The organism is Christiangramia crocea (assembly GCF_022410465.1).
GTDB lineage: Bacteria > Bacteroidota > Bacteroidia > Flavobacteriales > Flavobacteriaceae > Christiangramia > Christiangramia crocea.
Genome location: NZ_JAJSON010000025.1, coordinates 442,278 through 466,450, shown reverse-complemented (window position 1 = coordinate 466,450; position 24,173 = coordinate 442,278). Strand labels below are relative to the sequence as shown.

18 protein-coding genes are annotated in these 24,173 nt (G+C 40.4%); 5 read left to right on the top strand and 13 right to left on the bottom strand.

Going from position 1 to position 24,173, the window contains the following annotated elements; translation table 11 throughout:
- Positions 1-1,347, top strand: a complete 1,347-nt coding sequence (locus LU635_RS13640) for a vanadium-dependent haloperoxidase (protein WP_240100046.1) — start codon at positions 1-3, stop codon at positions 1,345-1,347.
- A gap of 3 nt (positions 1,348-1,350) precedes the next feature.
- On the top strand, positions 1,351-2,274 hold the full coding sequence (locus LU635_RS13635) for a GyrI-like domain-containing protein (RefSeq protein ID WP_240100045.1): 924 nt from the start codon (positions 1,351-1,353) through the stop codon (positions 2,272-2,274).
- A gap of 6 nt (positions 2,275-2,280) precedes the next feature.
- Here LU635_RS13635 and LU635_RS13630 read toward each other — a convergent pair whose 3' ends face one another.
- Positions 2,281-3,153, bottom strand: coding sequence for a diacylglycerol/lipid kinase family protein (locus LU635_RS13630; RefSeq protein ID WP_240100044.1), 873 nt, complete (start codon positions 3,151-3,153; stop codon positions 2,281-2,283).
- Between the two features lie 71 nt (positions 3,154-3,224).
- On the opposite strand from LU635_RS13630, the gene LU635_RS13625 reads away from it, so the two are divergent.
- Positions 3,225-4,190: an App1 family protein gene (locus LU635_RS13625; protein WP_240100043.1), complete on the top strand. Its 966-nt coding sequence runs from the start codon at positions 3,225-3,227 to the stop codon at positions 4,188-4,190.
- A gap of 51 nt (positions 4,191-4,241) precedes the next feature.
- Here LU635_RS13625 and LU635_RS13620 read toward each other — a convergent pair whose 3' ends face one another.
- The 7 genes from LU635_RS13620 to LU635_RS13590 form a co-directional block, all read right to left on the bottom strand.
- Positions 4,242-7,532 (bottom strand): VPS10 domain-containing protein, encoded by a 3,291-nt coding sequence (locus LU635_RS13620; protein WP_240100042.1) that lies wholly within the window; start codon positions 7,530-7,532, stop codon positions 4,242-4,244.
- A 142-nt stretch (positions 7,533-7,674) separates the two neighbouring features.
- Positions 7,675-8,526 carry a hypothetical protein gene (locus LU635_RS13615; RefSeq protein WP_240100041.1) on the bottom strand — a complete coding sequence of 284 codons (852 nt, stop codon included), beginning with the start codon at positions 8,524-8,526 and terminating at the stop codon, positions 7,675-7,677.
- Between the two features lie 19 nt (positions 8,527-8,545).
- Positions 8,546-8,755 carry a hypothetical protein gene (locus LU635_RS13610; RefSeq protein ID WP_240100040.1) on the bottom strand — a complete coding sequence of 70 codons (210 nt, stop codon included), beginning with the start codon at positions 8,753-8,755 and terminating at the stop codon, positions 8,546-8,548.
- A 163-nt stretch (positions 8,756-8,918) separates the two neighbouring features.
- Positions 8,919-9,770 carry a dienelactone hydrolase family protein gene (locus LU635_RS13605; RefSeq protein ID WP_240100039.1) on the bottom strand — a complete coding sequence of 284 codons (852 nt, stop codon included), beginning with the start codon at positions 9,768-9,770 and terminating at the stop codon, positions 8,919-8,921.
- Positions 9,771-9,785: 15 nt separating this feature from the next.
- Complete coding sequence (locus LU635_RS13600; protein ID WP_240100038.1) at positions 9,786-11,141, bottom strand: M28 family metallopeptidase; 1,356 nt, start codon at positions 11,139-11,141, stop codon at positions 9,786-9,788.
- Between the two features lie 107 nt (positions 11,142-11,248).
- Positions 11,249-11,536, bottom strand: coding sequence for a YtxH domain-containing protein (locus LU635_RS13595; RefSeq protein ID WP_240100037.1), 288 nt, complete (start codon positions 11,534-11,536; stop codon positions 11,249-11,251).
- Between the two features lie 138 nt (positions 11,537-11,674).
- Positions 11,675-13,888, bottom strand: coding sequence for a bifunctional alpha,alpha-trehalose-phosphate synthase (UDP-forming)/trehalose-phosphatase (locus LU635_RS13590; protein WP_240100036.1), 2,214 nt, complete (start codon positions 13,886-13,888; stop codon positions 11,675-11,677).
- A gap of 93 nt (positions 13,889-13,981) precedes the next feature.
- On the opposite strand from LU635_RS13590, the gene LU635_RS13585 reads away from it, so the two are divergent.
- The gene (locus LU635_RS13585; protein WP_240100035.1) at positions 13,982-15,778 is read left to right on the top strand and encodes a glycoside hydrolase family 15 protein; all 1,797 of its coding nucleotides are present in this window, start codon (positions 13,982-13,984) and stop codon (positions 15,776-15,778) included.
- Here the strand turns inward: LU635_RS13585 and LU635_RS13580 are convergent, their stop codons facing one another.
- Positions 15,779-16,825 carry a mechanosensitive ion channel family protein gene (locus tag LU635_RS13580; protein ID WP_240100034.1) on the bottom strand — a complete coding sequence of 349 codons (1,047 nt, stop codon included), beginning with the start codon at positions 16,823-16,825 and terminating at the stop codon, positions 15,779-15,781. It lies immediately after the preceding gene.
- A 157-nt stretch (positions 16,826-16,982) separates the two neighbouring features.
- On the opposite strand from LU635_RS13580, the gene LU635_RS13575 reads away from it, so the two are divergent.
- Positions 16,983-17,876: an SMP-30/gluconolactonase/LRE family protein gene (locus LU635_RS13575; protein ID WP_240100033.1), complete on the top strand. Its 894-nt coding sequence runs from the start codon at positions 16,983-16,985 to the stop codon at positions 17,874-17,876.
- 98 nt (positions 17,877-17,974) lie between these two features.
- On the opposite strand, the gene LU635_RS13570 is transcribed toward LU635_RS13575, so the two are convergent.
- The 4 genes from LU635_RS13570 to LU635_RS13555 all read right to left on the bottom strand — a co-directional run bounded on the left by LU635_RS13570 (position 17,975) and on the right by LU635_RS13555 (position 24,014).
- On the bottom strand, positions 17,975-19,789 hold the full coding sequence (locus LU635_RS13570; RefSeq protein ID WP_240100032.1) for an acyl-CoA dehydrogenase family protein: 1,815 nt from the start codon (positions 19,787-19,789) through the stop codon (positions 17,975-17,977).
- Between the two features lie 68 nt (positions 19,790-19,857).
- On the bottom strand, positions 19,858-21,048 hold the full coding sequence (locus LU635_RS13565) for an acetyl-CoA C-acyltransferase (protein ID WP_240100031.1): 1,191 nt from the start codon (positions 21,046-21,048) through the stop codon (positions 19,858-19,860).
- Between the two features lie 64 nt (positions 21,049-21,112).
- Positions 21,113-23,518, bottom strand: a complete 2,406-nt coding sequence (locus LU635_RS13560) for a 3-hydroxyacyl-CoA dehydrogenase/enoyl-CoA hydratase family protein (protein WP_240100030.1) — start codon at positions 23,516-23,518, stop codon at positions 21,113-21,115.
- Positions 23,519-23,561: 43 nt separating this feature from the next.
- Complete coding sequence (locus tag LU635_RS13555; RefSeq protein WP_240100029.1) at positions 23,562-24,014, bottom strand: MarR family winged helix-turn-helix transcriptional regulator; 453 nt, start codon at positions 24,012-24,014, stop codon at positions 23,562-23,564.
- Positions 24,015-24,173: the final 159 nt, after the last annotated feature.

Genomic DNA, 24,173 nt, shown 5'->3' with positions numbered 1-24,173 from the left:
ATGAAAAGGACACTTCTCTTATTAATCACAATTTTAAGCATTAGTGCCTGTGAGAAAAAGCCAGAAAAAATCGTGGTCACCGGCGATGATTTTCATGATGCAAATGATAATTTGAGCAAAACCATGGTTCACGATATTTTTTCTCCACCAGTGGCAAGCAGGGTATACGCCTATTCCAATATTGCAGCCTATGAGGTTATGGCCCAGTTCAACCCTGAATATAAAAGCCTTGCAGGACAACTCACCGATCTAGGACCTGCACCAGAATCTGAATCAGAAATAACCAACCCGGGGATCGCGGCTATGGTCGCATTTTACGATATTGGCCGAGGCCTTGTTTTTTCTGAGGATAGATTGATCGTAAAAAGAGATAGTCTGTTCAACATCTGGAAAAAGAAGGACGAGAGAAGTTTTAAAGTATCTGAAGCATATGGGCTGAAGGTTGCTGCACATATCAGGGACTGGATGAGTAAGGATAATTATGCTGAGACCCGCACAATGCCGAAATTTACAATTAGAACCGAAGACGAGAGCAGATGGCAGCCTACTCCTCCAGCATATATGGACGGAATCGAACCGCACTGGATGAAAATAAGGCCTTTCGTGATAGATTCTGCCAACCAGTTTAAACCCGCTCCTCCTCCTGAATTTTCCATGGAGCCAGGAAGTAGGTTCCATACTGAACTGATGGAGGTTTATAATATCAGGGAAGAAATCTCAAAGGATGAAGAGAATAGTGAGAAGATGGCGATCGCAAAATTCTGGGATTGCAATCCTTATGTTTCAATAACAAGAGGTCATCTTATGTTTGCCACTAAAAAAATCACTCCAGGGGGACACTGGATAGGCATCACAAAAATTGCCTGTAAGAAATCAGATGCCGATTTTGATAAGTCTGTTTATGCTTATGCAAAGACCTCGGTGGCCATTGCAGATGGTTTTATTAGCTGTTGGGATGAAAAATACCGTAGTAATCTGGTAAGACCTGAAACCCTTATCAATAAATACATTGATGAGAACTGGACTTCGGTACTTCAAACACCTCCGTTTCCTGAATATACCAGTGGGCACTCGGTTATATCAGGAGCCGCGGCCATTGCATTAACAGATATATTCGGAGATAACTTCAGTTTTGAAGATGATACTGAAGTAGAATATGGTCTCCCGGTAAGGAATTTCAATTCATTTAAAGAAGCTTCCATGGAGGCGGCAAACAGTAGATTATATGGAGGTATCCATTACAGGGCCGCAATTGAGGTTGGTCTGGATCAGGGACAGTCGCTTGGTAACTTTGTAGTGGATAATTTGAAAATGGTCAGGCCAGAATCAGAAATTGCTTCCAAATAATTTATGAAAAAACTCTTATCAATTTTTCTACTCCTGCTGCTGGCCGGACTTAGCTGGTATTTATTTTTCAAGAAATATGATTATCAGTTCCATATGGAGGCCAAATATGGACCCGGCACTGTATTTTATGAGATAAGCGGGTGGAAGAATTTCTCCCCCCAATCGGTAAAAGAGGATATCACTATTACCGATAAAGATTCGTTTAGAAGTTTGACCCAGCTGGTAGATAATGGAATTCATCCTCCACTTGAATTGCACTGGGAGTTTGAAAAAGAGAATGACACTGTAACGGAGGTTATCCTGAACGTAAGATCTTCTGAAAATAAGCTAAGCAACCGCCTGGCAATCGTTAATCCGTTTCAAAAGAGTATCTATATAGACACCTTAAAGCAAAGGATCCTTGATTTCAAAAAAAAATTAAATGAAAAACAGAGTCTTTATGCCATAAAAATAGAGGATAAGATAACGACTTCTCCCGAAATAGATTGTATTTGCCATAGTTCAACAAATATCCCATTAACTGAAAAGGCGAATGAGATGCTAAAAACGATTTTTTTTCTTGAGAATTATGTATTGCAAAGAGAACTGGAATTAACCGGAAATCCTTTTGTAAAAGTTACAAGATGGGACAGAGAGGAGGATATTATAGATTTTGACTTCTGTTTCCCTGTTAATCTTGCCCAGGATATAAGACCAACTACTAATGTAGATTTTAAACAGCTTAAATCCTTTTCTTCCTTCAGGGCTATTTTTAATGGAAATTACCGAGACTCCCACCTGGCATGGTATGACCTGGTTGAAGAGACCGAAAAGGCCGGGAAGGTCACTAATGAACTCCCGCTGGAGATATTTTTTAATAACCCCAAAGTAGAAACTAAATCTGCAAGGGAGTGGAAAGCTGAAATCTACCTACCGGTTATAGAATGATTTGGGTTAAGGAATGGCAATCCTTAATTTTTCTGGAAGTATTTTTATTTCTATTTCAGATTCTTTCCCTATATACTCTCCATCAACCTGAAAAGATACCGGTTTCACACAGGTAACTTTCGCCTTTTTTGCCGGAATAATTTCTACAAAGTCGGGATCAGGATCTGTTTCATTTCTAAGGGTTTTTAGTATATCTGAAAGGCTTAATTTTTTAAATATCAGGATTTCAAAAATCCCGTCATTGGGTTCCCCTTTAGGATTTACATTGGCTCCTGTTCCATATTTACTGGCATTTGCAAACCCAAGTAGAACTGCCGAAGCATTTTTTGAGCAATTTTCAGTTTCTATCTTAAACTTAAAAGGAAATTCGCTTTGAATGAGCGTTGGTATGGACTGGATGAGGTATCCAAATTTACCGCGGATGGAAGAGGTCTCATAATTCTTTATCAACTCGGCATTAATTCCCAGGTCGCTCATATGAAGGCATATAATATTATTAAGGCACAGTATATCCAGATCTATATGATTATCGCCCATTGCCGTTTCTATCTGTTCGCTTAACTCATCTGGCAGTTTAAGGTTGACCGCCAGCCCATTCGCTGAACCGGCAGGTATGATCCCTATGGGGAAGTTATATTTTTTAACGACTTTGGCAACAAGGTTTATGGTACCATCACCACCGGCTACAATAACCCGGTCTATATTCTTTTTATCAATGATTGATTTTATTTCTTCCCTGTCGTTTTCCCCCGTTGTGGTATACTGGTGAAAACCTATATCATGCATTTCCAGTTCTTTCTGAACCTCAGAAATTATTCCTTTTTTGTCTGTATTACCTGAAATTGGATTTACAACCAATAAAACTTCCTTAAAATTCATACAGTAGTATTTATGAAGTGCCTAAAATTAAGTATTTTGGAATGAAGGAATTTTAAAAAAAGGCCAATATTTTGAAACTCGATCTAAAGTTATACAGAGGATATGTTAATGAGGAGGAACTGGTAGTGTTTGGTCATTTGTTTGAATCCTGGGCTCCTGATAAGTACAGTATCGATAAGCGGGGGATCAGGCATGCTTATGCTATCCTGCATAAATTCCGCATTAAACCTCTTAGTAATTTTAAGGTGCGTTTACAGTTTAAGAATCTTGATATAACCACCAAGACCATGGAGGATGGTTATTTTAGATTCACCGTGCCCTATGATGCTGATCTCGAACCAGGCTGGCATGAGTACGTTGTTACCTGTAAGATGTACGATTTCGGTATGATCGAAAAAGGAGAACTTTTAAAGCCTTTTCCTAGTAAACTTGGGGTTATTTCTGATATTGATGACACATTTCTTATTTCCCACAGCCGAAGTTTCTTTAAGAAGTTATATGTGATGCTCTCCAAGAATATTAATAAAAGAATGGTCTTTGATGATGTGGTAAAACATTATCAAAGGCTTAGTTCAGCGGGACAGGATAGTGAGAAGGCTTCTAATTCCTTTTTCTATGTTTCCAGTAGTGAATGGAATCTTTACGACTTTATCTCAGAATTCTCCAACTTGCATGACCTTCCCAAAGCGGTTATAAAATTGAAGAAGATAAAAACCGGACTCAGAGATTTTATTACTTCGGGTAGGGGAAACCATGATCATAAGTTCATCAAGATAAAAGACATCATTTCATTTTATCCGCACCTGCAATATGTTTTACTTGGAGATGACTCTCAGCATGACCCATTTTTATATGAAAGAATATGTAAAACATTTCCGATGAATATAAAGGCAGTGTATGTAAGACAAACCACTCATAAACAAAAGAAGAAGGTACAAAGGGTAATGGCCAATCTTGAAAGTATGAATGTTCATACCTGTTACTTCAGAAATAGTGAGAAAGCCATTATGCATTCGGAAAGAGAAGGCCTCATATAAAAAAGCCCCCAGCTAAAAAACAGGGGGCTTTCACTTAATCAGATATATTCATTAATTGCCCAGATCAAAGGTCTTTACTTCCTTAAAAACCGGTAATTCAATGTTTTCCATTTCCGATCTGTATTCAGACCATTCTTCATTAAAGAATTCATTGGTTTTCTCCAGAGCTGCTTTTAGTTCTTCTCTGGCATGCTGAATAAGAGTATGCTCGGTTTCTGTAAGACCGTTTTGTCTACTGCTTACATACCAGTTAGCATTGCTTATTCTTTCCATGACCGTCATCTCATTGTTTCTAACAATCCCCTGTCTCTTGTCTTCTTTGCCAAGGTATAAGGCGATTACTTCATCAATAGATTTAAGGATTTCCTCGCTATCCTCCAGTTCTTCTTCAAACATTTCTTCGCCATTTTCCTGGGCCTTAAGGTCTTTTTGGAAACCTTCAGCTATGTTCCTGCTTTCTACCAGCTGTGTCACTGCATCTGCTGCAGTCTGTGTCATTTTCTCCAGTTCCTTAAGGCTTGCATATGCTTCTTCAATGTTTTCGTTGGAAACATTCAATCGTGGATCTGACTCTACTTTTATCATTTCCTCAGAAGTCTTATCCCCAAAGTGCAAGACAAGCCTGTATGTTCCAGGCTTAACATCTATTCCAGCAGGTTCATTTTTAGATTCCTTGATCTCTCTTGAAGGCCGGTCAACTCCCTTTTCATTAAGACGCCAGATCATGGTATGTACTCCCGCGGTGTCTGGAGCTTTCTGTTTAAGGCTTCTTATGAGGCGGTCACCATCATAGATATTCAGCTTAATGGAATCCCATTTAACTTCAGCAGTCTCAGTTTTTGTAGTGTCTGAATCTTTATCTGTAGGCTCTAGGTCTCCGGATTCACCTTCACGATCTTTTCGACCTCGCTTATTAGACTTTTTCTTAGGGTTCTTCTCATCGGTTTCAGCATCTTTTTCCACCTTTTCAGGTACTTCTATGAAATAGGATATCCTTGCACCACCTGGACGATTCTCACCGTGATAAGTCGCATCTGCTCCAAACCTGCTTCCCGTTGGTTGCTGATAGGCGGTATGATAAGCCGTAGGTGGCTCAAATAATTCCACTTTATTCTGAAGCAAAGATTGATTGCGTGCAATAGCCCTGAAAGGCCTGATATCATCCAGGACCCATGCAGCCCTTCCGAAAGTTCCAATTATCAGATCTTGCTCTCTTGGATGGATCACCAGATCTTTTACTGAAACAGTAGGGAAGCCGTTAGTGTATTTCTGCCAGTCTTTTCCGGCGTTGAATGAAACATATAATCCATCATCTGTACCCAGAAACATCAGGTTCTTTTCTTCAGGATCTTCCACTATGCTTAAAGCGTAGCTTTCAGTTTCTCCTTCCTCGACTATACGGGTCCAGCTCTTTCCATAATTAGTGGTACGATAGGCGTAAGGTGCATAGTTGTATCTTCTGTAGTCATTGGCAACCAGTAAAGCTTCCCCTTTATTTTTATTAGAGGCTTTTATCTGAACTATCCAGCTTCCTTCCGGCAGTCCTGGCAGGTTACCTGATACATCATTCCAGTTTTCACCCCCGTCTGTGGTATAATGAACTTTTCCGTCATCGGTTCCAACCCACATCATTCCTTTCTCGACGGGAGAGGGTTCTATAACCAGGATTGTGGTGTAGTTCTCAGCTCCGGTAGCATCAATGGTAAGTCCGCCGCTTTCTTCCTGTTTTTGTTTTTCAGGATCATTGGTAGTAAGATCAGGTGAAATTACCTCCCAGGTAAGCCCTTTATCCGTGCTTTTATGTACGAACTGACTTCCGAAATAAAGGGTATTGTTATCGAAAGGATCGATATTGATCGCCGAATTCCAGTTGAACCTTAGTTTTACTTCAGGATCGGAATGAGTTGGTTTAACGGTATAATTGTTACCTGTTACGTAATCATATCGACTAACATAGCCCTGCTGACTCATACTCCAGCCATAGCGACTGTCATCCTTATCTGGAACCACATCAAAGCCATCTCCAAAGGAGATTTCCTGCCAGTAAGAGTTTCTTATTCCCTGGGATTTCCAAACATAGGCCGGGCCTCTCCAGCTTCCGTTATCCTGCATTCCGCCATAAACGTTATATGGGAATTCGTTATCCACGGCAATGTGATAGAACTGGGCAACTGGAAGATTGGTCACGAACCTCCATGTCTTTCCGCCGTCTCTGGTAATATTCAGTCCGCCGTCATTCCCATCCATCATAAAGCTACCATCTTCAGGGTGTATCCACCATGCATGATGATCCGGATGAACTCCATTATCCACCCCATAGGCTGGCATAAGGGATTCAAAACTCTTTCCTCCATCTTCTGATACATTCACATAAGTAAAAACAGAATATAAACGATTAGGATTTTGGGGGTCTACGAAAATATCGCTGTAATAGAAAGGACGGTTTCCTATCTCATCCTTATCGTTGATCATTTTCCAGCTAAAGCCTCCATCTTCAGATTTGTATAATGCATTATTCTCAGACTCTACCAGTGCATAAATGATATTGGAATCGCTCGGTGCGATAGCAAGACCTATACGACCCAGCTCTCCTTCAGGCAGGCCGTCGTCAGAAGTTCTTTCTTCCCAGGTTTCTCCGCCATCGTGAGTTATATACATACCTGAGCCTTCACCACCAGAATTGAAAAACCAGGGATCCCTTTTGTGCTGCCACATAGCCGCAATAAGTTTATTAGGGTTATTAGGATCCATTACAAGATCAGCAGCTCCGGTGAGCGTATTAGCATACAGTATTTTCTTCCAGGTCTTTCCTCCATCGGTAGTCTTATAGATTCCTCTTTCTTCATGAGCACCCCAGGGCGAGCCTATAGCAGCAGCATATACGATATCCGGGTTTGTAGGATGGACAACCACCCTATGAATATGGCGGGTTTCTTCTAACCCCATATTCGTCCAGGTACGGCCACCATCAAGAGACCTATATATACCGTATCCCCCATTCAGACTGTTACGTGGATTTCCTTCACCGGTCCCAACCCATATTACAGAGGGGTTAGATTGCTGTATAGCTACAGAACCTATCGAAGCAGTAACCTGGTCCTCAAAAACGGGTTCCCATTTAACTCCGCCGCTGGTAGATTTCCATAAGCCTCCGGAAGCCGTACCAACATACATAATGTCAGGATTAGAAGTAACAACATCGATCGATGTTACCCGGCCGCTCATACCGGCAGGGCCAATATTTCTTGGGGTCTTATTTTTTAAAAGAGATAAGTCAACATTCTGTCCCACTACCAAAAAAGTAAATAATAGTAGAGACAGACTTAAAAAAAGTTTGCGCATAGAATTATTGATTGTATAAATGAATTTTTTAAAAGCGCCTCAATATACCATTTTTGAAAGAAAAATTAGAGTATACTTTATCCATATAAAAATAAAAGGGAGATCAAATTTGATCTCCCTTTTATAGATATAATTGCCAGTTTTATCTGGAATCCCGGTCATGAAATTCCTTTCTATTATAAAAATCCTCTGTTACGCTACGTCTTTTACGGTTCCTGTAGGCTTCTTTATCTGGAATTCTACTGTGATCCCTTTCCCATTCAGTGCTCTCGTCCAGGCTGCGCTCTGGGCGTAGATCCCTTACTTCGTCCCGGTAGGAACGTTCTTCGTCATAATCGTCCCGTAGTCCTCTATCACTGTCAGAACTATATTTTAGATTGGTTTTTTCTCTTCTAATACGCTCTTCTTCTGTAGCGGCTGGGCGGTCATGTAACCGCTCTTCATCTGCCAGTTCTCTTTCTCTTCTTTTTTCATCAGCTAATCTGGCTTCTTCACGTCTTCTTAATTCTCTTTCCTTAAGTTCGGCATCCGAAAGCCCTCTTTCAGGATGGTTCCTTCTACGTTCATATGAACCTAGCACATGGTGTTCATAATCCCTGCTAATGTTAGTTCCGGATTTATAGCGTTTGGTCTCAGCAAATGTCCGGTAATTGATACTTTCTGTAAAGGCATATTTTTCATCCCTGTTAAGACTTACCATACCTATTGGAATAATAATATGATTTTCTCCTTCCTTGTTTATAAACTCATGGACTTCGGGGTCTGGATGCGCTGCATATGGATCGTGATTGGCATCTATAATGGCCTGATCTACTTCAACATCTACATAAACTACCTTTCCTAGTTCCTTGTTTACAAGCAAGTTATCTACTTTCCCTATTGTCCGGTTATCCAGGTCTTTAACACTCCATCCTCGTATGTCAGGATCCTTTGGGTTTATTTTATATCCTTTCAATTCACTCATTTGATACAAGTGTTTCTCTTTCTTGGTCATAACATTGTCTTTTACTTGGTTAAACTGTGATATTTTTGATTTTAAGTAATTTTAAATCTGAATTAATATTTGTCACTTCATCTATCTCTTCGGTTTCAATGGTGGTATCATCGGTATCTTCAGTATCCATACTTCCATAGAAGTAGAGGAAGATAATTACCGCCAGCACTATTATCAGGAATAACCACGGCCATACGGGTTTCTTTTTTTCAACTCTTATATCTGCCATATCTCTAGTTTTTATTGGTTTGATCATACCTAAAGTACTTATAGGCAATGCTAATTTATTCTAAGGTTAGTGTAAAGTATTGTTAATTAGCGTTTTGTTTAATATTCGGGAATAAAAAAAGCCCCACTGTTAGGCGGGGCTTTTCTATCTTATCGGATGCTTTTTATTTCAGTAATTCAAGCAGTCTTTTCCAGGCCTTATCATGAGCATTTTTATTCCCCTGCTGAGCATCGGGCTCGTGACCACTTCTCATAAAAGCATGCCCCGCATTTTCGTAAATCTCATATTCATAGGTTTTACCGGCTTCTTTCATCAATTTCTCTGTATCCTCGATAGTTGAATTAACCCGGTTGTCATTTCCTCCATAATATCCATAGACAGGAGCTGAAATCTGTTCTATTAAAGCAGCCTCTGAAGGCCCTGTTCCATAGAAGACATGTGCCGAAGTTATATTAGGATTATTGGTAGCATACCTGAAAGTCTGGGAACCACCCCAGCAAAAACCAACCACGGCCACCTCTCCCGTCGAAGCAGCATCGTTCTTTATATACTCATACGCTGCATTAAGATCGGCCGTGACCTGATCCTTATCAAGATCGTATATCGCTGTTCTTGCAGCATCGGGATTCTCAAAATCTGTAGTACGTTTTTTTCCTTCTACCGTATTTGAAATAAGGTCGGGAGCGATTACGAGATATCCCTGGGCTGCCAGTTTATCTGCAAATAACCTTGCCCAGTCATTAAGACCCCGGTTTTCATGGATCACGATCACAGATTTTGTTTTTTCATCACTTTCGGGATAGACAACGAAAGCCTCAAATTCCCGATCTTCATGAGAAAGACTTACCCATTCATGATGCCTGGGAGATTGGGATAGTTCACCGGTTTCGGTCGATTTACCGGTAGCCTTTTCCAGGGTTTCAGTTTTTACCTCTTTTTGTTCCCTGTTATTCTTACAGGAAAACATCAGGCTGATGCTCAGCAATAAAATAAAGTACAGTTTTGAGTTTTTCATAATATCGAGGATTGATTATCTGAAGGTGCCTGAAGGAAAAACAACCAGGCTTTCGTGACCGTTTTTACCAACCGTTGCAACTCCAAATAAATAGTTATCTATAACAATACCTTCCAAAGTGAATTCGGTAACATTTTTTACAAATCTTGAATGTTGCCATTGAGGAGCCGTGGTATCTCTCCAGTAGATCTTATATCCGGCAATATCTCCTTCAACCGGTTCCCATCTCAACCTGGTGCTTGGTTCTACAATACCACCTATCTCTACTTTTTCAGGAGCCGGTGGAGCCCAGGCAAGGCTTGCAAGATTGATGGCGTTTACAGCCGTTAATTTCTTAGCATAATCAAAATTAACCCCTTCAATAACATCCCCATATTTGATCCCGTTCTCGGTCCTTATATTCTGATGCTGCCGGTTATAGTTCTCGTGGGCTTCCATGATCCTTACGCCAGCAAAACCCATATCGTTAAACGGTCGGTGATGACCGCCACGTCCAAACCTGTCAAGACGATAGATCATCATAGGGTTCATCTCCGGCATATAGGTTTCTACATTCTTATGAATATACCGGGCCAGCTGACGGGAAATTCCGTCTACCTCACCTCCATAGAACCTTCGCATTCTCCTTTCCTGTTCTGTTTCGGTAGGAGGGACGGGTTCTGAAAATATTCTGAAACTTCGATTGTCTATCACTCCATCTACGCCTTCAATATTACCAATCATGTCATTATTTAATATACCTATAATATCCCAGCCATTCTTTTTGGCATATTCGGCTAGACCTTTTCCGCCAAACAATCCCTGTTCTTCACCCGAAAGTCCAACATAAATGATACTACTTTCAAAATCGTACTGAGAAAGCACCCTTGCAGCTTCAATAGTACCAGCCATTCCGCTGGCATTATCATTGGCACCGGGAGCATCGGTAGTAAAATCCATAGTATTGCTAGCCCTGGAATCTATGTCCCCGCTCATAATCACATAGCGGTTAGGGTATCTGGTACCTTTTTGGATCGCCACGACGTTGACCACCCATGCTTCTTTTGGAATTCGCTCACCGTCTTCGGGAGTCACATAATCCTTCTGATAGAAAACATCAAGGCAATTATCACATTTATTGGAGATATCCTCAAATTCAGACTTTATCCATCTTCTTGCGGCTCCAATACCGCGGGTATCAGAAACTGTATCACTAAAAGTATTTCTTGTTCCAAATCCGGCAAGTTTTTTAATATCATGCTCAATACTATCTGCCGAAACCTTTTCTATAATTTCATAAAGGCGTTGATCGGTATCCTGGGCATGAATGGAAATATTCAAGGTCAGTAAAGCAATAAGAATAAAGGTAAATCGGGGGAAAAATCTATTCATGGTTTTGTATTTATTAGCTTCCTAAAATACGTAAGTTTCGGGGATATATAAAAAAATAAGACCCCGGGAAACTCCCGGGGTCTTATCTATAATCAATTTGTTATAAATTAACTGGCTTTCATCTCATGCATTTCTGCCTTAGCCTCGTTGATTTTTTCTTTAGATTTGGTACTGGCCAAATTGGCTTTTGTTTTGGCCTTCAGTGCTTCAACTTTATGGTTGATAGAATCGGTAAAATCATGGATACTTTTATTTGCTCCTTTGATATAATCATCTCCTTTTTGGGAGATAGCCTTTCTTGTATCTTTACCTTTTTTGGGTGCAAACAGTATACCTGCAACTGCTCCAGCAACCGCTCCTGATAGAAGCCCTACTAACAATTTTCCTGATTTCATAGAATTTGGTTTTAAATTGGTTCGATTTAAATTCATAAGATAAAATTAAGCAGAAAAATACCTGATGCCACACTGAGCTAGTTAATGTATTTTTAAACTTTCTGAGGAATTGCCAATAATTTTAACAATGATGTTTATCTACAAATTATCCCGGAATTTTTCCAGCAGGGTTCTCACTTTGGGAGTACCTTCCACATAGTATCTTGCACTGGTTTTTCTGATCCCTACCTTTACCGTATAGGCAGTCTCAGGCAATTCCTGAAACATGTATTCATCTGTCCAGTCATCCCCAATTGCAAAAATAAAGTCATAGTTCTCACCGACAAGTTTCTTGGTACAGGCCTTTCCTTTATTTACATCACTACTTTTTATTTCCAGAACTTTGTTTCCTTCAAGAACACTTAAACCACGGTTGGAAATAAGCTCTTTAAGAACATTGCTCAATTCATTGGCTCGAATCTCTCCAAGTTGAGGGTCGGCTTTACGATAATGCCAGGCAAGAGAATAGTTTTTTTCCTCAATGAAGGTACCGGGAGTACGGTCAACGAAATTCTCTATCACGGGCCTTACGGCATCCATCCACTCACTTTTAACATTTTCAGAGAGTTCCCATTCGCCATCTATCTGTCTCATCCATACCCCATGTTCTGAGATGAGTTCCACAGGTATATCTCTCCACCAGCTTCCGAGGGTGTTTTTATCCCTACCACTTATGAGTATAACATGGGTATCTTCGGAAGAATTCAGGGTTCTTATCAGTTCCTTTAAGTCGGCATCTGGTTCGGCATCTTCGGGTTTATTTACAAAATTCACCAGGGTTCCGTCATAATCTATGAAAAGTATCTTCTTTTTGGCTTTTTTGAATTGCTCCATGATCTCTTCTGAAATTTCAGAGGTGATCCTGGTCGCTTTGAAGCTATCTCTGTTCTCTTTTGTACCTCTGAGGGCTTTCATGAAGTCCTGGGCCCATTTTTCCACGCTGTACCTTCTAAGTCTCTTCTGAAGCATTTTATTCCTTTCCATCTGTTCTTCTTTGGGCATGTGGAAGGCAGTTTTTAGGGCTTCAGCCACCTGTTCGAAATTATTCGGATTAATGATTAATGCCTCGTTCATTTCATGGGCCGCACCAGCCATTTCACTAAGAATAAGTACGCCGGTACGATCGGTCCTGGTAGCAACATATTCTTTGGCAACAAGGTTCATACCGTCACGTATAGGCGTCAGTAAAGCGATCTCACATGTGGTATAAAGATCAATAAGATTTTCAAAAGGCATAGAACGATAAAAATACCAGATGGGAGTCCAGCTTACCGTAGAGAATTTCCCGTTGATCCTACCAACCAACTCATCGACCTCCCGCTTCAGCCTCCTGTATTGAGGCACATTGGAGCGTGAAGGAACAGCAAGCATAACCAGTCTTACCTTTTCAATATATTCAGGGTTCTTATCAAGAAAATACTCATAAGCCCTAATTCGATGCGCAATTCCCTTGGTATAATCCAGTCTGTCTATACTCAGGATCATCTTAGCTTCCGGAGTGGCTTCCAGATGGTGGTCCAACCTGCGTTGAAGTTCTGACTGATTTTCGGAAGTGCTTTTAAAATGATCTAATGCTGCCTGTTCAAATTTCTTATAATCGATCCCCATTGGGAATGAATCCACCTTCACAATCCTGTCCGGGAGGGTAACTTCATTAAAATCCACCTGGTGTCTTAAGATACGGCTTACAGAACTTAGAAAATGACGTTCATAATCGTAAGTATGAAAGCCAATTAGATCTGTACCCAGTACACCTTCAAGAACTTTTTCCCTCCATGGTAATGTTCTGAAAACCTCGTAGGAAGGAAAAGGAATATGATTAAAGAAACCTATAACCGCCTCGGGTGCTTTTTCCCTGATCATTTTAGGAACAAGGAGTAACTGGTAGTCATGTACCCAGATCACATCACCATCTTCATAATGTTCAAGGATCTCGTCAGCATATTTTTGGTTCACCTCCTGGTATGATTTCCAGAACTGGTCATCAGACTCAGTATACTCCATAAAATAATGGAAAAGCGGCCAGATAGTACGGTTACTGAATCCATAGTAGAAACCATCAATTTCATCAGAAGTGAGATGTACAGCTACACAATTTTCCTCACGTGCCTTTTTTTGAACTTCATCTTTAAGATTTTCTGGAATTTCTTCTTCGGTAAGGCCGGGCCATCCTATCCAGATACTATCTCCATCCTTATGGAATGATTTCAAGCCAGTTGCAAGTCCTCCTACGCTCGGAGTTACATCTAGATGGTTGTTTTCAATGGAAATTTGAAGTGGTAGTCGGTTGGAAATAATGATCGTTTTACTCATAATTAATTGTAAATGCTGTTGCGACGAATTTGATTTTTCTTAAATTTCCGAAAATCATTTTAGACAGCCATTGATTTATAAGATTTTTAAGATATGGATAACCTTGATTACGGTATCATAAGTAACTGCAAAAGCTGCGCATTAATCTCAAAAACCGGTTCTTTGGAATGGTGCTGTATGCCCAATTTTGATTCCTCTGCCGTTTTCGCAAAGATACTGGATGAGGAGATTGGCGGAAGTTTTGAAATAGAAGTAAGCGATGATTACGAAATAACGCAGGAATATCTCTGGGAAACCAATATTCTAAGCACTGTTTTTGACAATGGGAAAGACTCTTTCCAGCTTATAGATTTCATGCCTAGGTATGCCCGGGAAGATGGCTCTTATTATGCTCCACCAGACATTATAAGGTTTTTCCGGCTTATCGGGGGGAAACCGAAGTTTAGGATAAAATATGATCCGAAACTTGATTTTGCCAAAGAAAAAACTCACAATGAGAATAAAGGTGATTACATAAAAAGCTTTACCAAAGAAGGAAAATACGATTCTGTGTATCTCTATTCTAGCATGAATCTGAATAGTATCATGAATAGAAAAGAAATAAGCCTAAAGGGTAATGAATACTGCCTAGTTGGTTATCATGAAAAACTTGTTGAACAGACTTTAGACAGGTCTTACCTCAAATTTCAGCGAACTAAGGTGTATTGGATGAACTGGAGTGACAAGAGTACTCGTTATACTCATTATGGCAATGAGATTATGCGAAGTGCTTTAGTCCTCAAGGCGCTGAGTTATAAGAAATCGGGTGCTGTTCTGGCTGCAGCCACTACATCGCTTCCTGAAACCATTGGGGAGGAGCGAAATTGGGATTACCGTTTTTGCTGGATTAGGGATGCTTCAATGGTGATTAAGGTAATGGCCGGATTGGGACACATTAAATCGGCCAAGGATTTTCTCCAGTTCATTATCGACATCATCCCTCATAAAGATGAGAAGATACAGATAATGTATGGTATTAATGGAGAAAAAGAGCTTACGGAACATATCCTGAATCATCTTAAAGGTTATAAAAATTCTCATCCCGTTCGTACCGGGAATGCCGCCTATATACAGAAGCAGAACGATATCTACGGAATTTTGATGGAGGTGATCTATCAGCAGTTCCTGATGTTCGAAACCTCCCTGGAGAACTCTGAAGCTTTATGGACTGTAGTGAGAGGAATTGTGATGATTGTTCAGGAAAACTGGAAGAAACCCGATAAAGGTATCTGGGAGCTTAGAACCGAAGACCGCCATTTTATATTCTCCAAGCTTCTATGCTGGGTAGCGGTTGACAGGGCCATAAAAATAGGGGAGGTTTTGCGTATGGGTATCAATGATACCAAGTGGAAGAGTCTTAGAGAAGAGATATATCAGGATATCTATAAGAACGGCTGGAATGAGGAAAAACAGGCTTATACCCAGTATTATGGCTCAGAAGATCTGGACGCTTCTACTTTATTAATGCAGTCCTATGGATTCATTGAAGCCGATGACCCAAGATTCATCAGCACAGTGGAGGCAACAGAAAAAGAACTTTGTGAAGATGGGTTGATGTATAGATACAGGAATAGTGATGACTTTGGGGAGCCATCCTCTTCATTTACCATCTGTACTTTCTGGCTTATAGATAGTTTATATAAAATAGGGGAAAAAAAGAAAGCGAAACAGATGTTCGATCAGTTGCTTTCCTATAGCAATCATCTGGGATTATTTAGTGAAGATATAGACTTTAAAACCAAGCGATTGCTAGGTAATTTCCCTCAGGCATATTCCCATCTTGCTCTTATAGAAACTGCAGCCAATTTCAGTAAAGGTATCGCCACCGACGGAATGATTTTTCAGGAGTAATTATTCCTGGGAATTCTTATTAATCGTGATCCTGGCTTTTGGAAGGTACTCGGGATATTCTTTCTGAATAAATTCCAAGAGCTTTTCCCTTAGGAACACTCTTAGATCCCAGGCTGTGGGTGAATTGCGTGCGCTTACCAGTACCCTTAGTTCAACAGATTTTTCCGTGGTATTGGTAACCTGTAATACATTCACATTACCATCCCAAAGATCTGTGGTCTTCAGCAACCTGGTCTGTTCTTTCCTGATAGCGTCTATTGGCAGTCCGTAATCGGCATAGATATAGACCGTTCCCAGAATATCCGCGGAAGTCCTCGTCCAGTTCTGAAATGTTTTTTCTATGAAGTACGTAGTAGGGACCACAAGTCTTCTTTTGTCCCATACCCTCACTACCACGTAGGTAAGATTGATCTCTTCTATCCAGCCCCATTCACCTTCAACGATCACCACATCATCCAGTCTTATGGGTTGGGTAATTGCAATTTGGATACCCGCCAGTAAAGTTCCTATTGCCTTTTGAGCAGCCAGACCTATAATAATTCCAGCGATCCCCGCCGAGGTAAGTAAACTTATACCTACAGATCGAATGCTGTCAAAACTCATTAAAGATATTCCAAGAGCCAGAATTACAATAATGAAGATGATAATATTCTCCAGGATCATATACTGCGTATATACTTTCCTGGCTTTTAAGTTATCGGTGCTTTCCACATCATATTTTCTTAGCATTCTTTTTTTGACTACTTTGAAAAGTAGGATCAGAAACCAGGCTATACTTAAAATGATCCCGATAATGCTGATATGGCCTATGATCTTTTTCGAGGTTTCAAACATGAAAATATCGGCTATTACTGCAACCTGGGCAATAAGTGAGGCCAGAAAGATCAGTAAAGGGATACGTATTTTTTGTGCGAAATTTACCGGAAGTATGTTTCGTGGATCTTTCCCAAGACGTCTAAGAATGTAGAAAGCCAGGGAGAAAGTAAGAATTAGAATAATGATTCCACCGATAACATAGGTGGTAGTATTTTTTTCCAGTTCGAGCATGTTCTGATTGGTTGGTATCCCTAAAGCTACTAAAAATGAATACTTTGTAATATAAATGCTCTTAATATTTAAATAAATTTAACCGAAAAGGATTTCGAAACAAAGCATGCTTTTCTTCGAAATAAGTTAACTTAATATCTTTAAAATTTTGGAACACATGCTTAAGAAACTTTTTCTATTCCTTTTGGGGATAATTATGTTATCGTGTAAGACTTCAAAAAATCAATCTATAATTGAAGAAAACACCAAACCCATTTTAATTTCTGATGAATTCAAATTTACCGAAGGTCCCGCTGCTGATGCAGAAGGGAATGTTTATTTCACCGATCAACCAAACAATCGTATTCTGGAATGGTCGGCAGAAACCGGTGAAATTTCAGTTTATATGGAAAATGCAGGCCGGGCTAACGGATTGTATTTCGATAATGAAGGCAGACTTATTGCGGCAGCCGATGAAAAATCAGAATTATGGCAGATTAACATTGATAAAAAAGTGAAAGTTCTGGTTGATAATTATCAAAACAAAAGATTGAACGGTCCCAACGATCTTTGGGTTGATGCTAAAGGCGGAATCTATTTTACAGATCCCTATTATCAGCGCGGTTATTGGAAAAGGCAAAACCCTGATATCGATAAACAACGAGTTTATTACCTTACTCCTGATAAAAGAGAAGTTAAAATAGTCGCTGATGATCTGGTTCAGCCTAACGGAATTATAGGTTCCAAGGAAAATGCTGTTTTGTATATCGCCGATATTGGAGCTGGAATGACCTATTCCTATAGATTATCTAAAAATGGTAATTTAACCGATAAAAAACTCTTTACAGAAATGGGTTCTGACGGAATGACAATGGATGAGGAAGGTAATGTTTACCTAACCGGGAAAGGTGTAACTGTATTCAATAAGAAGGGTGAAAAGATGGCCCATATTCCAGTAGATAGGAATTGGACATCAAATGTTACTTTCGGTGGAGAAAATTTCGACCAGCTTTTTATCACAGCTTCAGATGCAGTATATATTCTACAGATGGATGTAAAAGGAAATAATTAAAATAATAAGCCTGAGAAGCATTTTATCGTTAAACTGAATTTGTTTCAGCTTAGCGTGATAAAAACTCCTCAGGCTTTTTCAGTTTACAGAATACTTAATTAAAAACAGTATTTATTTTCTGAGGTTAACTTTTCCGCAATTGTATTCCTCAATTCCACCACATTTGGCATATTAGTATACTTGGTAAACCTCTTAAGTCCCATCAACATCATACGCTGCTCATCACCTTCGGCAAAAGAAACAATTCCCTCCTTGGCCTTTATTGATATAGTATCAACGGCATTGTACAGATATAGTTTAGCCATGGCGATCTGTTCCTTCTGAGTCTCAGCACCGAATTTTTTAGCATTCTTTTCTGCACGGAGAATTCCTGATTCTGCCATATAGACTTCGATAAGTATATCTGCCGCTGCAAGTAACAGTTGCTGATGTTCTTCCAGATCGGGCCCGAATTTCTGAACTGCACTACCGGCTACCATTAAAAAAACTTTTTTAAGCTTGCCTATCATTTCTTTTTCTTCACTGAAAAGCTCTGAATAATCAGGTTTTTCCATTGAAGGTATACCGGTAAGCTCATCGGCTACTTTCATAGCAGGTCCAAGAAGATCTACATGACCTTTCATTGCTTTTTTGACCAGCATACCTACAGCCAGCATACGGTTGATCTCGTTGGTTCCCTCATAAATCCTGGCAATCCTGGCGTCTCTCCAGGCAGATTCCATAGGAGTATCGGCTGAGAAGCCCATTCCTCCAAAGATCTGTATACCTTCATCGGTACAGTTTTGAACGTCTTCCGAACAAGCAACCTTTAATATGGAACATTCGATAGCATATTCCTCAAAACTCTTGAGTTCTGCTTCTGCGTGAGAATTTCCTTCTTGCTGCCTGATTTCAATACGCTCTTCGATATTCTTGGCTGCACGGTAATTGGCCGCTTCGCCAACATAAGCTGAAGTCGCCATTTCTGCCAGTTTAGACTTGATAGCCCCAAACTTCGCGATTGGAGTCTTAAACTGAATACGTTCGTTAGCATATTTCACGGCTACATCGGTTACCCTTCTCTGAGCATCCAGTGTTGCGGCTGCAAGTTTGATTCGGCCAACATTAAGAGCATTCATGGCGATCTTAAATCCATTTCCACGCTCCGAGAGCATATTTTCCACAGGTACCTCAGTCTCATCGAAAAATACCTGGCGAGTGGAGGAGGAGTGGATACCAAGTTTCTTCTCTTCCTCGCCAAAAGACATTCCGTTTGGATTCTCTTTATCATATTCCACAATGAAACCGGTTATATTCTTATCATCCTCTATCCTGGCAAAAACAATAAACACCGACGCAAATCCTGCATTGGAGATCCACATTTTCTGTCCGCTAATCTTGTAGCTTTTACCATCATCAGAAAGTACAGCTTTTGTCTTCCCTGAATTGGCGTCACTACCTGCACCTGGCTCAGTAAGACAGTATGCCCCAAACCATTCTCCAGTAGCTAGCTTAGGAACATATTTTTTCTTTTGCTCTTCTGTACCGTAAAGAAGAATAGGAAGGGTTCCTATTCCGGTATGTGCTCCAAAGGCAGTGGCAATAGAGCCAGTCGCCCCTGAAATATAATCACACACCAGTACGGTGGAAACAAATCCCATTCCGAGGCCATCATATTCCTCAGGCACTCCTACACCCAGGAAACCAAGCTCTGCAGCCTTGGTCATGACCTCCTCAGTGAGAGCATAATTCTTCTTTTCAAATTCTTCCTTCTTTGGCCAGATCTCGCGGTCTACAAATTCTTTGACCGAATCTTTCATCATTTTCTGCTCCTCATTAAAGTCTTCAGGAGTGAAAACATCTTCACTTTTGGTTTCCTTCACAAGGAACTGACCTCCACGAAGCATATCTTTTTTTTCTGTATCTGTACTCATTTTTGTAATTATTTGGTGAGAATGGATTCTCTATATTGTATTTAGTTCTAGTTGTTTGTTTACAAGAATTAAAAAACCTCATAAACTCCCGCAGCACCCTGTCCTGTACCTACACACATCGTTACCATGGCGTATTTATCTTTCAGGTTACGCTTTTTCATTTCATCAAAGATCTGAACAGAAAGCTTTGCTCCGGTACATCCAAGAGGGTGACCCATGGAGATTGCACCGCCATTCACATTTAGTCTATCCTTATCAAGATCCAGCTCTCTGATAACTGCAAGGGACTGTGAGGCAAAAGCTTCATTAAGCTCTATGAGCTCAAGATCCTCCTTCTTAAGTCCTGCCTGTTTAAGGGCTTTGGGAATGGCATAAACCGGACCTATTCCCATGATCCTGGGTTCTACACCAACTGCTGAATAACTTACCAGTCGGGCAACCGGTTCCAGATTAAGTTCTTTTACCATTTCCTCGCTCATTATCATTGCGAAAGCAGCTCCATCACTCATTTGTGAGGAATTTCCGGCAGTTACACTGCCTCCTTCGGCAAAAACGGGCCTTAATTTATTGAGAACCTCTATAGAGGTATCCTTTCTGGGACCTTCATCCTTATTTACTGTATAAGATTTGGTTTGTTTTTTACCGTTTTCGTCTACATAAGTTTCGTCGATATTTATAGGGACGATCTGGTCCTGAAACCTGTCTTCTTCCTGAGCTTTGATAGCCTTTTGATGGGAACCATAAGCAAATTCATCCTGGTCTTCTCGTGAAACGTTATATTTCTTTGCAACAGCCTCCGCTGTAAGTCCCATTCCCCAGTAATAATCTTCGTGGCCCTGTTTTGCCAGTTCATAGTCGGGTACAGGTTTGTAACCACCCATCGGGATGTAGCTCATGCTTTCAGCTCCTCCCGCGATGATACAATCAGCCATTCCGTTCTGGATCTTGGCAGTGGCAATAGCGATGGTCTCCAATCCTGAAGCACAATAACGATTCACCGTCATTCCCGGAACATCTTCGATCTTTAATCCCATTAGAGAGATTAGACGTCCTACATTCAGTCCCTGTTCTGCCTCAGGCATTGCATTACCTACTATAACATCATCGATTCGCTTTTTATCGAATTCAGGAAGTTTATCCATCATGTATTGTATGGTCTCTGCCGCCAGTTCATCGGGTCTTTTGAACCTGAACACTCCGCGCGGAGCCTTTCCTACTGCCGTCCTGTATGCTTTTACTATATATGCTGTCTTTTTCATTATTTTATATTTTGAATTAGAAATTTTAAATGCCAATTCATCTAAAATTCAACATTTACCATTTTTAATTTCTAAGCGGTTTTCCTTTTTTCAGCATGTGCTGAAGTCTTTCCAGGGTCTTGCGTTCTCCGGTAAGGGAAAGGAATGCTTCCCTTTCCAGGTCCAGAAGGTATTGCTCGCTTACCAATTGATTTTCTGAAAGATCACCTCCAGCCATAACATAGGCCAGTTTGTTGGCGATCTTCTGGTCATGTTCACTAATGTAGTTACCCGCTTTCATCTGATCGGTTCCTACAAGGAATGCTCCCAGTGCCTGTTTTCCAAGCACCTTGATATCTGTTCTGTGTATTGGTTTGGTGTATCCGTTTTCAGCCATTAAAAGGGCATGTTTTTTGGCAATTGCAAGCTGCCTGTCCGGATTCACAACTACGATATCCTTTCCTTTTTGAAGAATGTTCAGATCGTATGCTTCATATGCTGATGTTGAAACCTTTGCCATACCTATGGCGAGAAAGTGTTCTCTTAATCGGTTTAATTCTACGTCGTCCTTTTCAAAAGTGTCTGAAGCTCTAACGGTCATCTCTTTGGTTCCGCCACCACCTGGTATCACACCTACTCCAAATTCAACCAGACCGATGTATGTTTCAGCTGCAGCAACCACTTTATCGGCATGAAGTGAAAGCTCACAACCACCACCAAGAGTCATTGCATGGGGAGCAGCTACCGTTGGAATAGAGGAGTAGCGCATACGCATCATGGTATCCTGGAAGTACTTGATAGCCATATTTAGCTCTTCATACTCCTGTTCAACGGCCATCATGAATATCATTCCGATGTTTGCACCTACAGAAAAATTCTTTCCGTTATTGGCCACTACCAGTCCCTGGTATTCTTTTTCGGCCATATCTATGGCTTTATTAATTCCATCAAGAACGTCTCCGCCAATAGTATTCATCTTGCTTCTGAATTCCACATTAAGGATTCCGTCGCCCAGATCTTCTACAACCACACCACTGTTCTTGAATACCTCTTTGGACTCTCTGATATTGTCAAGAATAATGAAAGCGTCCTGACCCGGAACTTTCTTCTGTTCTTTTGCATCTATATCGTAATAATAGGTCTCACCTTCTTTTACGGTATAGAAACTATCATTACCATTTTCAAGCATCTCATTCACCCAGCTGGCTGGTGCATGACCTTCTTCCTTCATCATTTCAATAGCCTTCCTAACTCCTATGGCATCCCAGATCTGGAAGGGTCCGTGTTCCCATCCGAATCCGGCTTTCATGGCATCGTCTATCTTATAAAGTTCATCTGAGATCTCTGGTATACGGTTAGAAACATAGGCGAAAAGGGCAGAAAAAGTCTTTCTGTAGAACTCTCCTGCTTTATCCTTCCCATTAACAAGAACCTCAAAGCGGTCTTCTACATTATCTATAGATTTTGTTTGTTCCAGAGTGGCGAAAGAAGCGCTCTTTCGGTCACGATATTCCATGGTATCCAGATCAAGAGATTTGATCTCACTGGAACCATCTTCTTTTTTTATTTTTTTATAGAATCCCTGTCCTGTCTTGCTTCCGTACCATTCATTTTCCATCATGGTATCGATGAAATCAGGTAATGCGAAAAGATCATGCTGTTCATCTTGCGGAACATTTTCGTGTAGTCCATTGGCAACATGCACCAGGGTATCTAAGCCTACCACATCCACGGTTCTGAAAGTGGCCGATTTTTGACGGCCAATAACCGGTCCGGTAAGTTTATCTACTTCTTCAATGGTCATTCCCATATCCTTCACCATATGGAAAAGACTCATAATGCTGAAGATCCCTACTCGGTTACCTATAAATGCAGGAGTATCTTTCGCAAGAACCGGTTTTTTACCAAGGAATTTTTCCCCGTACATATGAAGAAAATCCAATACCTCCTGTGATGTTTCTTTTCCCGGAATAATCTCAAACAATCTTAAATACCGGGGTGGATTAAAGAAATGAGTACCGCAGAAGTGTTTTTTGAAGTCTTCACTGCGGCCTTCGGTCATGAAATTAATCGGTATTCCAGAGGTGTTGGAGGTAATTAGAGTGCCTTCTTTTCTGTGTTTTTCCAGGTTTTCGAAGACCTGCTTCTTAATATCAAGCCGTTCAACCACAACTTCAATGATCCAGTCAACTTCGGAAACCTTTGAAATATCATCTTCAAGATTTCCGGTTTTTATCCTGCTTGCAAAATCCTGATGGTAGATAGGAGAGGGTTTGGATTTTAAAGAACTTTGAAGCGATTCGTTAACAATACGGTTACGAACCACCTTATCTTTCAAACTTAAACCTTTCTTTTGCTCTTTCTCATTCAGTTCTCTTGGTACAATGTCCAACAGTAGTACTTCCACGCCAATATTGGCAAAATGGCAGGCGATACCACTTCCCATTATACCGGAACCGATAACTGCAACTTTGTTAATCCTTCTTTTCATTTGTTGGTTTTAATTTATTTTTTACTCTCATTTTTCTATGAGACTATTTTATTTTGATCTCTTCGGTATATACCTTTTTCTCGTTGATGAGGTTCATTATGGTATTGGCCACTTCAATAAAGGTATGCAGGTCTTTCTCTGAAACCGCTTCTTTTACTGCTTCGTCAAAGCGAAGTACCACCCGCTTGGAATAATCCCTCATCTCTTTGCCGAATTCAGTGAGATGAATAAGAACACTGCGGCCATCATGTGGATTCTTCTTCCTTATAATGAGTCCTTTTTCTTCCATGGACTTAAGGATCCTTGACAGGCTTGTAGCTTCCATCCCCATTTTAGGGCCAAGTGAAGTGGAAGGTGTTCCTTCTTCTGGATCTATGCTTAAAAGGGCAAAACCTGTTGCCATTGTACTCCCGGCCTTACCGGCTTCTTCGTTGTACATTTTTGAAACGGCCATCCAGGTGGCTCGTAACACATAGTCTATTGTCTTTTCTTTCATTTTAAATATCAATGAATCCAAAGTTATGAAAAAATATTATGCATGCATAATAAAATTATTTAAAATTATTAATTTTCCTATTTAATGCTTCAGAATTTGTTAAAACAAAAAAACTCCTCTGGTCGGGAGGAGTTTTTATTATTAAAATTTCAAAGCTTC